At 33.3% G+C, this 14,637-nt stretch carries 10 protein-coding genes and 1 tRNA gene; 8 read left to right on the top strand and 3 right to left on the bottom strand.

The genetic code is table 11. The annotated features are described in order from the left end of the window. Positions 1-69: 69 nt before the first annotated feature. The gene (locus KKQ76_RS05560; RefSeq protein ID WP_213196186.1) at positions 70-1,164 is read right to left on the bottom strand and encodes a hypothetical protein; all 1,095 of its coding nucleotides are present in this window, start codon (positions 1,162-1,164) and stop codon (positions 70-72) included. A 48-nt stretch (positions 1,165-1,212) separates the two neighbouring features. Between KKQ76_RS05560 and dgt the strand changes: the two genes are divergently transcribed. The 4 genes from dgt (at position 1,213) to KKQ76_RS05540 (ending at position 4,711) form a co-directional block, all read left to right on the top strand. Next, positions 1,213-2,571, top strand: a complete 1,359-nt coding sequence (dgt, locus tag KKQ76_RS05555; RefSeq protein ID WP_213196185.1) for a dGTP triphosphohydrolase — start codon at positions 1,213-1,215, stop codon at positions 2,569-2,571. Positions 2,572-2,789: 218 nt separating this feature from the next. Further along, positions 2,790-3,722 (top strand): SPFH domain-containing protein, encoded by a 933-nt coding sequence (locus tag KKQ76_RS05550; protein WP_104792629.1) that lies wholly within the window; start codon positions 2,790-2,792, stop codon positions 3,720-3,722. Positions 3,723-3,827: 105 nt separating this feature from the next. Continuing rightward, the gene (locus KKQ76_RS05545; RefSeq protein WP_213196184.1) at positions 3,828-4,217 is read left to right on the top strand and encodes a hypothetical protein; all 390 of its coding nucleotides are present in this window, start codon (positions 3,828-3,830) and stop codon (positions 4,215-4,217) included. Between the two features lie 26 nt (positions 4,218-4,243). Next, positions 4,244-4,711: a PEGA domain-containing protein gene (locus tag KKQ76_RS05540; RefSeq protein WP_104792631.1), complete on the top strand. Its 468-nt coding sequence runs from the start codon at positions 4,244-4,246 to the stop codon at positions 4,709-4,711. A gap of 44 nt (positions 4,712-4,755) precedes the next feature. Here KKQ76_RS05540 and KKQ76_RS05535 read toward each other — a convergent pair whose 3' ends face one another. Next, positions 4,756-6,432, bottom strand: coding sequence for an APC family permease (locus tag KKQ76_RS05535; protein ID WP_213196183.1), 1,677 nt, complete (start codon positions 6,430-6,432; stop codon positions 4,756-4,758). A 184-nt stretch (positions 6,433-6,616) separates the two neighbouring features. On the opposite strand from KKQ76_RS05535, the gene KKQ76_RS05530 reads away from it, so the two are divergent. From KKQ76_RS05530 to KKQ76_RS05515, 4 genes are all read left to right on the top strand, one after another. After that, entirely contained in the window at positions 6,617-9,571 is a 2,955-nt protein-coding gene (locus KKQ76_RS05530; RefSeq protein WP_213196182.1) for a tetratricopeptide repeat protein, read from the top strand. Between the two features lie 158 nt (positions 9,572-9,729). Beyond that, positions 9,730-11,484, top strand: coding sequence for a TonB-dependent receptor (locus KKQ76_RS05525; protein ID WP_213196181.1), 1,755 nt, complete (start codon positions 9,730-9,732; stop codon positions 11,482-11,484). Positions 11,485-11,540: 56 nt separating this feature from the next. Next, positions 11,541-11,612, top strand: a tRNA-Arg gene (locus tag KKQ76_RS05520). A gap of 433 nt (positions 11,613-12,045) precedes the next feature. Next, a complete protein-coding gene (locus tag KKQ76_RS05515; protein WP_069798662.1) occupies positions 12,046-12,282 on the top strand; it encodes a YdcH family protein in 237 nt (78 codons plus the stop codon). Between the two features lie 203 nt (positions 12,283-12,485). Here KKQ76_RS05515 and KKQ76_RS05510 read toward each other — a convergent pair whose 3' ends face one another. Further along, the gene (locus KKQ76_RS05510) at positions 12,486-14,609 is read right to left on the bottom strand and encodes a Tex family protein (protein WP_213196180.1); all 2,124 of its coding nucleotides are present in this window, start codon (positions 14,607-14,609) and stop codon (positions 12,486-12,488) included. Positions 14,610-14,637 lie beyond the last annotated feature (28 nt).

Genomic DNA, 14,637 nt, shown 5'->3' with positions numbered 1-14,637 from the left:
ATTCTTTCCCAGATAAATCACTTCTGAAAGTACTCATTTTGATTAAGTTTTATGAAGTTTTTTCGGTGCTTAAACACCAAAATAGAGATTGATTTTTTTAGAAATTTTCCATTTTCCATTGATAAATTCTGCGCTTATGTTTCCTGAACCTTTTTGATCAGCATAATCTATATCATAAGTATTAGGATAGAATTTGTTTTCAGAAATTTTGCTGTATTTTACACTGAAAAAATGGTCTAAAACATCTTCTTTAATAGGAATTTGCTCTTCGGTGTTATAAAAAAGAAATTTTCCATTTTTGGGATTGATTTGATTGAAGTAATCACAGTCGGTCAAGACTTCTGTAAAACTGTAATGCGTTTTTGGCAAAGTTTCATCTACGATGGCTTCGTACATTGCAGAGAATTTAGAAGAAACAGATGCGTATCGAGGATTAGCATCCTCGAAATCATTGAGTCCATCATCATCACTATCTTTTTGGGTTGGATTTAAACCAATAAATTGTTCAAACAAATCATTGTAACCATCTTGGTCACTATCTTTTTTAATTTCAGCAAGTGGAATAGAAAATTCTACATTATCTTTTATCACTTCATATTTTGGCAAAATAGGAAAAGACGAAAGTCGAGTAACTTTTACGATGCTTCCGCTTAAATGAACAGCATTCTCACTTAAAAATGTGAAATTGGGTGCATTAAAATCATAATTCACAAAAGCATTTTGGGTAAGTCCAAGAAAATAAGGTTTCGCTTTTTGATTTCCAGATTTTTCGATGAGCCAAAGTCCGTATTTGTTTTTGGCGAGTGCAAATTCTCTATTTCTTGCTAAATATTCAAATTCAGGAAGTTCTTCATAAAACTTTTTGAAATAGATTTTATATTCATTGGTTTTTAAATACTCTTGTTGTTTTTTTATTTCAATTTCATTGTGTTTTAGAACATTTTCAAAGCTGTTTTTGTGTTCATTGGTTACAAAATGAATATGTTTCGGGAAATTCTGTAAAATATCTTCTTTTGATGGTTCTACATATTGCTTTTTGGGAGTTTCTTTACCCACTTTTACAATTTGGAAACAATTTTCTTCAATAGATTTCTGATTGAAAGTTTCTGGTTTTTTGTCGCAAGAAATAAGCGCTGCCAAGAATAAAAAATTTAAAAATTTCATAGCTAAATTTTTAGATCTTAAATTTAAGACTTATTTTTGAATTATATTATGATTCTAAACACAATTTTTACCAATCAGAGAACCGGAAATCACGTTCAAAACATTGTTTCACGTACAGATTTCCAGAGAGATTTTGACCGAATTATCTTTTCTTCGGCATTCAGAAGATTACAAAATAAAACTCAGGTTTTCCCGCTTCCAGGAAGTGTTTTCGTGCACAATCGTCTCACGCATTCGCTAGAAGTTTCTTCTGTGGGAAGAAGTTTGGGGAGTCTTGCTGGCGAATTTATCTTTCAAAATTTTGAAAACGAACTGACCGAAGATTCTAAAAATTTCTATCTCTATAATCTCAATAATGTGATTGCAGCGGCTTGTCTTTGTCATGACATTGGTAATCCTGCATTCGGACATTCTGGTGAAGATGCAATTGCTAGTTTTTTTGAAAAGAATGAATCAGAATTAAAGCCGAAATTCACAGAAAAAGAATGGGCAGATTTGGTGAATTTCGAAGGAAATGCCAATGCCATCAGAATTCTTACGCACAAACAAACGGGTAAAGACGAAGGCGGAACTCAGCTTACTTATACAACTTTGGCAAGTATTGCCAAATATCCTTGCGAAGCGATTGCCAAGAAAAAAGGTCACGTTAATCGCAAGAAATTTGGGTTTTTCCAAAGTGAAAAACAGACTTTTCTGAATATTGCGAATGCTACCAAAATGATGGTGGAAAGCGAAGAACCTACGATTTTTAAACGTCATCCTTTCGTTTGGTTGGTAGAAGCAGCAGACGATATTTGTTATAACATTATCGACATGGAAGATGCGCACAGATTGGGAATTATTTCTACTGCTGACTGCGAAAACCTTTTCATGGATTTGATACAGTCTGTCAACGAAAAAGATGCAAAAAGAAGTGCAGAGAAATTGCTTTTATTTTCGAATAAAAACGAGAGAATTTCTTATTTGAGAGCCAAAGTGATTAATGCACTCATCAATAAATCTACAGAATTATATCAACAGCATTTCTCTGAAATTCTAGACGGAACGTTGAATAAAGCTTTGCTAGATATTTTTAAATCTGAGAGTGAATCTTTTCAAGAAGTGGAACGTTTTTCTATCGAAAAAATATATGGTCACAGAAGTGTGGTAGAAATAGAAAACGCTGGTTATAACGTGATGTATGAGCTTTTGAACCATTTTATTCCGCCAATTATCAAAGAAAAATCTGAGCGAAAAGGTTTTGAGAAAAAAGCATTACAATTGATTCCTTCACAATTTATCTATGAAGATGGAACAGTTTATGAGAAAGTTCTCGGAGTCCTGGATTTCGTTTCTGGAATGACGGATAATTTCGCAACAGATTTGTATCGAAAAATCAAAGGAATAGATATTGGAATGACGATGTAATTTTCATGTAAAGTTGATGAATCGTTGAGTCGTAAATTTGATTATTGAAAATAAAGAAGATTACAGCAATTAAAGAGTAATGAATTCTCAAAGTTTACACATCAGTATTTTAACGACTTCACAACTTCACAACTTTGCAAATTCACGAGTTTAGAAAAATTTCGTAACTTTAAAGAACATTTCAAGACTTATTAGAAAATTTTTAAAAACAATAAACTATGGAAGTATTAGGCGTTTTAGTCTTTTTGGGACTCGTTATTTTATTCGCTTCTTTTTTCACTGTAAAACAAGAAACAGCGGCAATTGTAGAGCGTTTTGGTAAATTTCAATCGGTAAGACAATCTGGTCTTCATCTTAAAATTCCTTTTGTAGATCAAATTGCAAAAAGAATGAATCTAAGAATTCAGCAGTTAGATGTAATGATTGACACCAAAACTTTGGATAATGTTTTCCTTAAAATGAAAGTTTCGGTGCAGTATCAAGTGATTAGAAATCAAGTTGGTGATGCGTATTATCGTTTAGAAAATCCTCAAGATCAAATTACATCTTATGTTTTTGACGTAGTTAGAGCGGAAGTTCCTAAACTGAAATTAGACGATGTTTTCGTGAAAAAAGATGACATTGCAATTGCGGTAAAAGGTGAGTTGCAAGAAGCGATGCAATCTTATGGTTATGACATTATTAAAGCATTGGTGACAGATATTGACCCAGATGAACAAGTGAAACACGCCATGAACAGAATTAATGCTGCTGAACGTGAAAAAACAGCTGCAGAATATGAATCTGAAGCGCAAAGAATCAGAATTGTAGCCGTAGCAAAAGCAGAAGCTGAATCTAAAAAATTACAAGGTCAAGGTATTGCAGATCAGCGTAGAGAAATCGCAAAAGGTTTGGAGGAATCAGTAAGAATGCTGAATAACGTGAATATCGGTTCTCAAGAAGCATCTGCATTAATAGTAGTGACACAGCATTATGATACGCTTCATTCTGTAGGTGCAAACAATAGAAGTAACTTGGTTCTATTGCCTAATTCTCCTACTGCTGCAAGCAATATGCTTAATGATATGATGGTAGCCATGACTGCGGCTAATAAATTAGAACAAGCAGATCAAGGTAAAATGCCACCTCCACCAAAACAACATAATCATTAATTTTATTTACTGGAAATCAGCTAATTATATAAAAGCCTTCAAAAATCATTTGAAGGTTTTTTGCATAATAAAGAGATATTTTTATCTTTGAAAAAACTAATATTCATGAGGAAACTCTATTTTTTATCTTTTTTATTTTCATTATTTCTTAGTTCTTGTGGTGCGGTTATCAATGAAAGCATTTCAAAAAACTATTCTTACTTACCAATAGATGCTAAAATTGCTATTTTAGAAGTAAAACATAATGTTCCTGCAAATGTAGAGAAATTAGGATTTATTTCCTTTGGAGATAGTGGTTTTTCTACCGACTGTGATTACTATTCTAATCTTTCCAAAGCGAGAAAAAGAGCCAGAGAGATAGGAGCGAATATTGTAAAAATAAATCAGGTAACTGAACCTTCTATTGTTTCATCATGCTATAGAATGAATATCTCTTTTTATAAATATGATGGAGATGTTTCTCAACTTCCACAAATCAGTCTTCAACAAAACTAAATAATAAATTTTTAAATCAAAAACCTATGAAAAAAACCATTCTTGCTTTATCAATGGCTTCTGCTTTGATGATGACAAGCTGTGCAACAATTGTATCAGGAACTACTCAAAAAGTGAGCTTTAATTCTACTCCTGCTAATGCGTCTATTTTTATTAATGAAGTAGAAGTAGGAAAAACACCTTTTCAAACTAAATTAGAGAGAAATAAAGATCACAATGTTGTAATTAAATTAGAAGGCTTTAAACCTTACGAAACCAAATTAACAAGAAAGTTCAATGCTTGGTATCTTGGAAATATTATTTTCGGTGGATTAATCGGAGTTATTATTGACCCAATTACTGGAGCAATCTATCAATTATCACCAAGTGAAGTTAATGCACAATTAGAGCAGGGAACAGCTTTTAATAAAAGCAAAGGTGGTGAAGTATACATCGCTGTATCATTAGAAAAAGATGCTAATTGGAAAAAAGTTGGCCAATTAGAAAAACTATAAAATCTTATTCGAAAAAAAGCGGCTCAAATTTTTGAGCCGCTTTTTTATTCTATATTCTCAGGATTCAACTTACTATTTTTCTTTCCGTAGACGAAATAAATTCCTAATCCTATGATAAACCATAATCCGAACCAAAACCAGTTATTATGTGTCATTCCTGTTAATAAATACAGACAAGAAGTTAATCCTAATAATGGTATTAGAGAAAGGTTTTTGAGATAAGCCAATACTACTAAAGCTAAATTAATAATCAAGAAAATGATGATAGAAAGCCTGAATTCACCTTCATGTTCATCTGTAATGTTCCATAAATTATGGAAAAACTCTGGCTGCCAAAAATAGAAAGCTACTAATCCACCGATAAATAATATAGGGAATATGTATTTAGCATTGATGTAAGGCAAATGAAATCTGCCTTTTAGTTTTTCCTTTTGTGGCATCAATAAAATTCCTCCATTCACCAATACAAATGCGAAAATAGTTCCGATACTGGTAAAATCTAAAATAAAGGTTTTGTCAGTAAATAAAATTGGTAAACCAACAGCAACTCCTGTAATAATAGTAGCAAAACTTGGTGTTTTATATTTCGGGTGAATTTCTGCAAATTTTTTCGGCATTAATCCATCTCTACTCATACTCATCCAAATTCTTGGCTGTCCCATTTGGAAAACCAATAAAACCGTAGTAATCGCAACAATAGCGGTTACAGAAACCACAAATTCCATCCAAGGAATATTGGCATTTTGAGGAGCGAAAATAAAAGATAATGGATCGCCGATTCCTTCAAATTTTCTATAATCTACAATTCCTGTTAAAACTAAAGTGAGTACAATATAGATTGCGGTACTCAAAACCAAAGAAATAATCATTCCTTTTGGTAAAGTTTTTTCAGGATTTTTGGTTTCTTCAGAAAGTACGCTCAATGCATCAAAACCAATGTAAGCAAAGAAAACACCAGCTACAGCACTCATTACTCCTGTAAAACCATTGGGCATAAAAGATTTCACACCTTCATTGTTCGTAGGAACCCAATTTTCAGAATTAATGTAAAAAATCCCTACAGCAATAATCAAAAATATTACCGCTAACTTTAAGATTACCAATAAGTTATTGAAATTTCTACTTTCTTTAATCCCGATATAAACCAACCAAGTGATTAAAGCATTGATAATCAGAGCAGGAATATCTACGATAAATTTAATTCCAGCAATGATGGGAGCAGATTTCCATGCGTTTACCAATTCTTGGTTTTGTGAACCTGCCATAAAAGCTTTTTTGGCTTCCGTATAACTGGTTGTCAAATAATCTGGAATTCCGAAACCTAATCTTTCTACAAAAGACGTAAAATAATCGCTCCAAGAAAAAGCCACATAAATATTTCCAAAGGAATATTCCATAATGAGCGCCCAACCAATAATCCAAGCGATTAACTCGCCGAAACTGGCATAAGCATAAGTATATGCACTTCCTGCAGTAGGAATTCTACTGGCGAATTCCGCATAAGACATCGCAGTAAAAGCACATGCAATAGCACAAATAATATAGAGGGAAATTACACCAGGTCCGCCTCGGAAAATAGCCTCGCCTAAACTACTGAAACTCCCAGCTCCAATGATGGCAGCTAAACCAAAAAATACAATGTCCCAAGTACCGAGAGCTCTAATCAGTTCAGATTTATGCTCTTTTCCAGTGTAATGTTTTCTTCTGAAAAGTTGATTCATTCTTGATTTTTAAAATTACAAAGTAACAAATGTAATTAAAAATCTGAAAAATGTAGATTTATTTGTCTTTTTTATCTCTCTTTTTAGATAAAAAATTTGATTCTTAATCCTTAAAAAACTTGCTTCTACAATAAGTTTTCTGTATTTTCGTTCTAATTATTACAATTCTAATTCATCAAAAATAATGAATCAAAGAAATAAAATTTTATTGCTATCGGCCATTTCATTATCTGGTCTTTCGATGGCTCAACAATCACAATTTTTCGCAGACAAAGAACAATATCGTTTTAACCTTGCCGAAAATCTTTACCAAAATAAAATCTACGCTGCTTCACAATATGAATTTTCTAGACAGTATTTTTTTAACCAAAATTTAGAAAATTCTAAGAAAGAAACTGCCCGTTTTTTCAGCAATGTTATCGGTGTAATTTTAGCTCAAAATCATGCAGAAGATGGTCTTGATGCTTTTATAAAAGATTATCCTAAATCTGCACTTTTTGCTCAAGCGAATTTGCCTTTAGCAGATTATTATTTGGCTAAAAAGGATTTTCCTAAAGCTTTGGAAACTTTACAGAAAGTTAATCAGTATCAACTCGATAAAGAAGAAAATACACAGTATATCTTGAAATTGGGTTATGCCAAATTCATGACGGGCGATTCTAATGGTGCGATTGATGCATTGGAAGAAGCGTATAAAAATGCCGAAGATAAAGGTGATATTGCTTATATGCTTGGACATTTATACTATGCGAACCAACAAAACGATAAGGCTTTTCAGTTTTTTGATGAAATCAAAAATAATGAAAAGTACGCCAAGTTGGTAAAACCGTATTATGTACAGTTGTATTTTAACGAAAAGGACTATGAAAAAGCCATTGTAGAAGGAAATGATTTGCTCCAAGAAGATATTTCATCGGCTTATAAAGCAGAAGTTCACAAAATTATAGGCGAAAGTTATTTCATGCAAAAGCAATATGCAGAAGCGTATCCTCATTTAAAAGCGTATTTGCAAACCCAACAACACCCTTCGGAAAGTGATTTGTATGAAATGGGATTTGTAGCGGCAAATCTTCAAAAATTTGACGAGGCGATTTCATATTACAATCAGTTGGTGAATTCTAATTCTGCGTTTTCACAAAATGCGTATTATCAGCTAGGAAATGCATATTTAGAAGTAGGGAAGAAGCAAGAAGCTTTGTCGGCGTTTCGTTCGGCAAAAGACATGACTTACGATAAAAATGTGTCAAAACTAGCGCACGAACAATATGCCAAATTGAGTTACGACATCGGAAATCCATTCGAAAGTCCACAATTGGCCATTAAATCATACCTAGAAAAATATGGTTATTCTAAAGAATTAGAGCAGCTTTTGGTGAAGTCTTATTTGTATTCTGGCGATTATAAAGGTACCATAAAAGCCATCGAAGAACTCTCTGGAATAGATACTCAAACCGAAAAAATCTATCAAGAAGTTTTGTTTTTGTATGGAACAGAGCTCTTTAATAAAGGTGAATTAGATGCTGCGGAACATAATTTCAAGAAAAGTTTAAAATATAACCTGAATAAAACCTTCAATTTAAGAGCGCAATATTGGTTAGCGCAAACCTATTATCAAAAAGGAGATTACGCCACTGCAATTTATGGTTTTGAAAAACTCGACAGAAATGTAGAGGAGTTTCCAGAAAAGCAACAATTGAGCTATGATTTGGGTTATACTTATTTCAAATCTAAAAATTTCTCAAAGGCTAAAGAATATTTCAAAGAATATCTTAAAAATCCCAAACCAGAGTTTAAATCTGATGCAGAATTGCGTTTAGCAGACACGTATTACGCAGGAAATGAACTGAATGAAGCGATTGCAATTTACAATAAAACAGAAGGCGCCAATGATTACACGCAGTTCCAAAAAGCAATGGCAATAGGTTTTAAAGGTGATACAGAAGCTAAAATCGTTGAATTGAAGAAATTGATTTCCAATTATAAAAACTCTGAATATCAAGATGATGCGTATTATGAATTGGGAACTTCTTATGCTTCGATTGATCAGTTTCAAAATTCTAGCGATGCGTTTTCACAGGTGATAAAAATTGGAGCTGATAAAGATTTGGTTGCGAATGCTGAAATTTACAGAGCACAGAATTACGAAGACTTAAATCAACCAGAAAAAGCTTTAGCAGAGCTGAAAACACTTGGGAATAAATATAAAAATACGGCGTATGCAGAAAAAATTGTAGCCGCAGCTAAACCGATATATCTGAAAAATGGAGACGCTTCTGGTTACGAATATTTTGCAAAAAATTTGGGCGTAAATATTACTCAAACGGATTTAGATGAAATCAATCTTTCTTTAGCTCAATCGCAGTTTGCGAAGAAAGAATACGCAAAAGCCATCCCGAATTACGAGAAGTTTTTAACCCAAAATCCAACGGGCGAAAAATTCTATCAAGCACAATATGAATTGGGCGAAAGTTATTATCAAACCAAGAATTTTACGAAAGCCAAATTGGTTTTAGGGGAAATTGCCAATGCCCAAAATGATTACCAGGAAGATGCTCAAGTAAGAATTGCTCAAATTTTATTGAGTGAAAACAATTCTTCTGAAGCGAAAATTTATTTGGAAAATCTCGCCAACTCATCGAATGTGACGATTAAAAACTTCGCGATTATAGAATTGATGAAGATTTATGCAGAGGAAAAGAATTTTTCACAAGCAGAAAAATATGCGAATGAAGTCTTGAAATATTCCAAAAATTCAGCAGCGGTTTTAGAACAAGCGAAAGTGATAAAAGCAAGAAGTTTGATGAATCAAGGCAAAGATAAAGACGCACAAACTGCTTATGCTGCGTTAGAAAAATCTGCAAATACAGAAGTAGCTGCAGAAGCTTTATACGCAAAAGCATTTTATCAAAATAAAGGAAAGGCTTTCAAATCTTCCAACGAAACTATTTTTAAATTAGCGAATAATTATGCTTCAGAAGAATTTTGGGGCGCAAAAGCTTTGGTGTTAATGGCAAGAAATTATTTGGCTTTGAAAGATAATTATCAGGCGAGTTATACTTGTGATCAGATCATAGAAAACTATCAAGATTTCCCAGAAATTGTTTCAGAAGCAAGGGAAGTAAAAAGTCAGATTAGATAATTGTTGGATAAAGGATAAAGGATAAAGGATGATGAAATTTGTGAAAATTTTGCTCCTTAGGAGCAAAAGGTTTGTAGAAATCATAATGTAATATTAAAAAAGCTCCGTAGGAGCGAAACTCTCGTAACACGTAACACGAACCTCGTAACACGAAAAAAATGAACAAAAACATAAAAATAGTAACTCTTGTTTTAGTAGGAATTTCGCAGTTTTCTTTGGCTCAAATCAAAGAAGAAAGATTGATTCTCGACAGAAAACGTGAACCTGAAGTGAAGAAAATCGAAAAGAAAAAAACTTCTGTAGAGTCAGAGAAAAATTATCCGCCAAAAGAAAAAGAGCAGGAACCTGTGGAATATAAAATCACAAATGTTCCCATGGTTTCAGATTTTAAAACGTCTACGATTGAAGGAGAAGATATTTCCCCGAAATTCAATACAGACAGCCAGAGAAACTATTTTCAGGTAGGTTATGGCAATTATTCTAAATTTCTGGCAGACGGAAATATTTCTCATCAATTAGACAAAAATACGGAAGTGGGAATAGACGTTCACGGAATTACGACGAACGGTTTAGAAAAAGAATACGATTGGAGTTCTAAGCAAAGCGATTTTAATGTGGCAGCGTTCATTACCTCGAATACAGAAAAGGGAAAAGCCAATATTACCGCAGATTTAGGCAATCATAATTACAATTATTACGGAATTTATGCACTTCAACCAGCTTCTGATGTTGATTTAAAACAAAGTTATAATGAATTGAAAATCAATGGATATTATGATTTTTTCAAAAATAATTGGATTAATGACATCAGATTTAAGTCGTCTATTTTAGCAGACCATTTCGATGCGAAAGAAACTTCTGGTGAAGCTCAAATCAACTTTTCGAAATATGATTTGCCATTTCTGTATCAAGAAAAAATAAATGCTGATTTAGGCGTGAAACTTGCTACACAGAAATCCCAATTTGAATTGCTGAACAAAAGCGAATCCCAATATTTGATTTTTGCCATGACTCCGAAAGTATCTTTCTACAAAGGAAATTCTTATTTGGCGATTGGTTCAGACTTTTCTTTCATCAATGGGAAAAATGCGGATAAAAACACACCAGAAGCGAAAACCAATAATTTCCGATGGTTTCCTTTTGCAGAAGTGTTGTATGAAGCTACAGAACAGTATAAATTCTATGCAGGAATAGATGGTGGCGTAAAAATGAATTCTTATTCGAGTTTATTGCAAGAAAATCCGTTTTTGGTATCAGATGTTGTGTTGAAACCTACAGAAACCAAATATCACTTCTATCTTGGTTTAAAAGGAGATGTAGACCAAACCTTTAAATACGATGTAAATGCGGGTTTCAGCGAACTTAGAAATGCGCAATTTTTCAAAGCGAATGATTTATTTGACTATGTAAACACGCTTAATCGTTCTGCTTATAATTTTGCGAATACTTTTTCAGCGATTTATGATGACGGAACCTTGAGCGAAGTAAAAGGAAGTGTACAATATTTCCCGTTGCAGAATTTGGTTTTAGATGCAGAACTTCACTTTATGCAATTTAAGTTAGACCATCTCAATGAGGTGTATTATAAACCAGTGGTTCAAACCACAATTGGTGCGAAATATTCATTATTGGACAGAAAGTTAAATCTCGGTTTCAAAGGGGTTTTTGTGTCAGAAAGGTCTACTAATTCTTTCAGTGTAGTGACTACATTTCCTGAGTTTTCAATTCAAGAAAAAACCAAAGAATCTTTACCTTCTTACTTAGATGTAAACCTGAATGCTGATTATAAAATCAATAAAAACTTCACTGTTTTTGTAATGGGAAATAACTTATTGAACAAAAAATACGAGCATTATTTAGGTTACAAAGTTCTTGGAGCACAAGTTTTGGGTGGTTTAAGGATTGCTTTTTAAAGGGAAACTATTATTTTTGCAATCTAAAATCTAAATTTTAAATCGTAAATAAAACAGGCCGCATAGTTTAATGGATAGAACTACGGATTTCGGCTCCGTCAGTGAGGGTTCGAATCCTTCTGTGGTCACTTTTTTAATGCTTTTTGTGCATTGAATTTTTAAAATAAAGAAAATCAGTCATCTATATTTTAAAACGCAAAGATTTATTTTAAAAATTTTTTTTTAGTGAGCAAAGATTCCCAATGAATTGGAATGATGAAGCGAACGCTAAAAAGTGAATTGATTCACTTACTTTGCTTTTTTAATCTTTAACATACAGAATTACTGTACTTTGCGTTTTAGAAAAATTTCTAATAGAGAACTGATTTTTAATATTTATTTAATCAATAGAAACGGACTTTAGTCCGTTTTTTTTATTTTTGGTAAGATAGTTGGCTTTAGCCAAAACCTGAAAATGAACTTTTTAGCAATTTAAACTGACAATTTTCATATGGAGAGTTGTCTTTTTTTTGTGTAACTTTAATGTATTAAAAAAATGTTCAACCATTTAATCTTAACAATATGGAAAATCATACATTAACCCACGAATTCCCAGAATATGTTCAAAAAATCGCAGAGCTGAAAGCTTCAGATGAAAAATTCTTAAAAATGTATGTGAACTACGAAGAAGTGAATGCGCTGATTTCTCACTACGAAGAAGGCGAACAAAATCACACCACTGATGAGCATCTTACAGATTTAAGAAAGAAAAGAGTTCATCTGAAAGACGATATTTATAATTATTTACATCAGAATTAATTTCTGAAACTTTTACCGAAAATACAAGTAAAGCGACTCAAAAGGTCGCTTTTTTATTTTTACTTAAATGTTTTAAAGAAAAAGTTTCCCTCTTTCAAAGAGGTGGCATTCCGAATATCGGAATGACGGGGTGTTTTTATATTTTTTAAAAAAACACTAAAAGTGCATTTCTACTTGGCTCTTTTTACTTTTTAATTGGCTCTTTACAAAATCATCGTCAACTGTATCCTCTTTCTCGCTTCATCTATCTCCAGCACTTTCACCTGAACGTGTTGGTGCAGTTTCACCACTTCATTTACATCAGACACAAAACCATCTTTCAGTTGAGAAATATGAACCAAACCACTTTCTTTAATCCCAACATCTACAAAACAACCAAAAGCGGTGATATTGTTCACAATTCCGGGTAAAATCATTCCGATGTGCAAATCTTTGATGGTTTTTACATTTCTATCAAATTCAAAAACTTTGGCAGATTTTCTTGGGTCTAGTCCAGGTTTTAAGAGTTCTTTCAGAATGTCTTTAATTCCTAAAATTCCAATATCTTGGGTAATGTATTTTTCTGGGTTGATTTGGTCAATTTTCTCTTTATTGGCAATCAATTCTTCGGTTTTTAAACCCAAATCTTTCGCCATTTGTTCTACAATTTTATAAGCTTCGGGATGCACCGCCGAATTATCCAACGGATTTTTAGCATTTTTAATCCTTACGAAAGCTGCTGCTTGTTGATATGCTTTTTCGCCTAACCTTGGTACTTTTTTCAAATCTTTTCTGGACGTAAATGCACCATTTTCTGCTCTATAATTCACAATGTTTTCCGCCATTTTTTCACCAATTCCAGAAACATAACTCAACAAAGATTTACTTGCGGTATTGAGGTTAATTCCTACAGAATTTACACAAGAAATTACCGTATTGTCTAGTTTTTCTTTGAGTTTAGTTTGGTCAACATCGTGCTGATATTGCCCAACTCCAATGGATTTTGGGTCTATTTTTACGAGTTCTGCCAATGGATCAGAAAGTCTTCTGCCAATAGAAACTGCACCACGAACCGTCACATCATAATTCGGGAATTCTTCTCTGGCAATTTTACTCGCAGAATACACAGAAGCGCCTGCTTCAGAAACCACGAAAACCTGCAAATCTCTGTCAAAACCAATTTTCTTGATGAATTGCTCCGTTTCTCTACTTGCCGTTCCGTTTCCTATTGAAATGGCTTCTATGTTACAAGAATTAACGAGAGATTTTATCTTTTTCATCGCCATTCCCGTTTCGTTTTGTGGAGCATGCGGAAAAATGGTTTCGTTGTGCAAAATATCGCCTTTTTCATCTAAACAAACTACTTTACAACCGGTTCTGTAACCTGGGTCAATCGCTAAAATTCGCTTTTCACCGAGTGGAGCAGCCAATAATAACTGTTGAAGATTTTCTGCAAAAACGTCAATCGCTTTTTGGTCGGCTTTTTCTTTGGCTTCCTGCAACGTTTCGTTAGAAATGGCAGGTTCCAACAATCTTTTGTAGGAATCTGCAATTGCTAATGCTATTTGTTGGGCGCACTCGTTTTGGCTTTTAATCACGGCATTTTCCATGATTTCTAGGGCTTCTTCTTTTTCTACTGAAACCGAAACCTTTACAAAACCTTCGTTTTCTGCTCTTAACATGGCGAGAAGTCGGTGAGAAGGTGTTCTGTTCAAAGGTTCTTGCCAATCAAAATATTGGGAGAATTTCTGTGCGTTTTCTTCGTCTTTTTTTGCTTTCACCACTTTGGTAGAAATCACCGCTTTTCTTTGGAATAATCTTCTCAGATTTTTACGGATGTAGAGATTTTCATTGAGCCATTCAGCTATAATATCTCTTGCACCTTGCAACGCATCGTCTTCATCGGCAACATCTTTGTTCAAATATTTGGAAGCGAGATATGCTACATCATCCGTTTTTTGAGACATAATCATTTTTGCCAAAGGTTCTAAACCTTTTTCTCTGGCTGTATCCGCTTTGGTTTTCTTGCGTTTTTTATAAGGAAGATAAAGGTCTTCAATTTCTTGTAAATCAAAACTTTGCTCTATTTTATTTTGAAGTTCTGGCGTGAGAGCGTTTTGTTCTTCTATCGATTTTAAGATGCTTTCTTTACGCTTTACAATTTCATCAAAACTTTTATTGAGTTTAAAAATGTTTTCGATGGCTACTTCATCCAGATTACCCGTTTTGTCTTTTCGGTAACGGGCAATGAAAGGAATAGTGCAGTCTTCAGCAAGCAACTGAAGCGTGTTTTCTATGCTTTTAGTAGGAATAGCTAAACGTTCCTGAATATATTTCTCTACGGTCATTCTCTCAATTTTCAGTGTGCTAAAATAC

The organism is Cloacibacterium caeni, assembly GCF_907163105.1.
GTDB lineage: Bacteria > Bacteroidota > Bacteroidia > Flavobacteriales > Weeksellaceae > Cloacibacterium > Cloacibacterium caeni_A.
This window is presented reverse-complemented; position numbering and strand designations above follow the sequence as displayed.

Bases quoted from the DNA above. Each gene is read 5' to 3' on its own strand.
- KKQ76_RS05560 (WP_213196186.1), bottom strand. From the start codon at position 1,164: ATGAAATTTTTAAATTTTTTATTCTTGGCAGCGCTTATTTCTTGCGAC.
- dgt (WP_213196185.1), top strand. From the start codon at position 1,213: ATGATTCTAAACACAATTTTTACCAATCAGAGAACCGGAAATCACGTT.
- KKQ76_RS05550 (WP_104792629.1), top strand. From the start codon at position 2,790: ATGGAAGTATTAGGCGTTTTAGTCTTTTTGGGACTCGTTATTTTATTC.
- KKQ76_RS05545 (WP_213196184.1), top strand. From the start codon at position 3,828: ATGAGGAAACTCTATTTTTTATCTTTTTTATTTTCATTATTTCTTAGT.
- KKQ76_RS05540 (WP_104792631.1), top strand. From the start codon at position 4,244: ATGAAAAAAACCATTCTTGCTTTATCAATGGCTTCTGCTTTGATGATG.
- KKQ76_RS05535 (WP_213196183.1), bottom strand. From the start codon at position 6,432: ATGAATCAACTTTTCAGAAGAAAACATTACACTGGAAAAGAGCATAAA.
- KKQ76_RS05530 (WP_213196182.1), top strand. From the start codon at position 6,617: ATGAATCAAAGAAATAAAATTTTATTGCTATCGGCCATTTCATTATCT.
- KKQ76_RS05525 (WP_213196181.1), top strand. From the start codon at position 9,730: ATGAACAAAAACATAAAAATAGTAACTCTTGTTTTAGTAGGAATTTCG.
- KKQ76_RS05515 (WP_069798662.1), top strand. From the start codon at position 12,046: ATGGAAAATCATACATTAACCCACGAATTCCCAGAATATGTTCAAAAA.
- KKQ76_RS05510 (WP_213196180.1), bottom strand. From the start codon at position 14,609: ATGACCGTAGAGAAATATATTCAGGAACGTTTAGCTATTCCTACTAAA.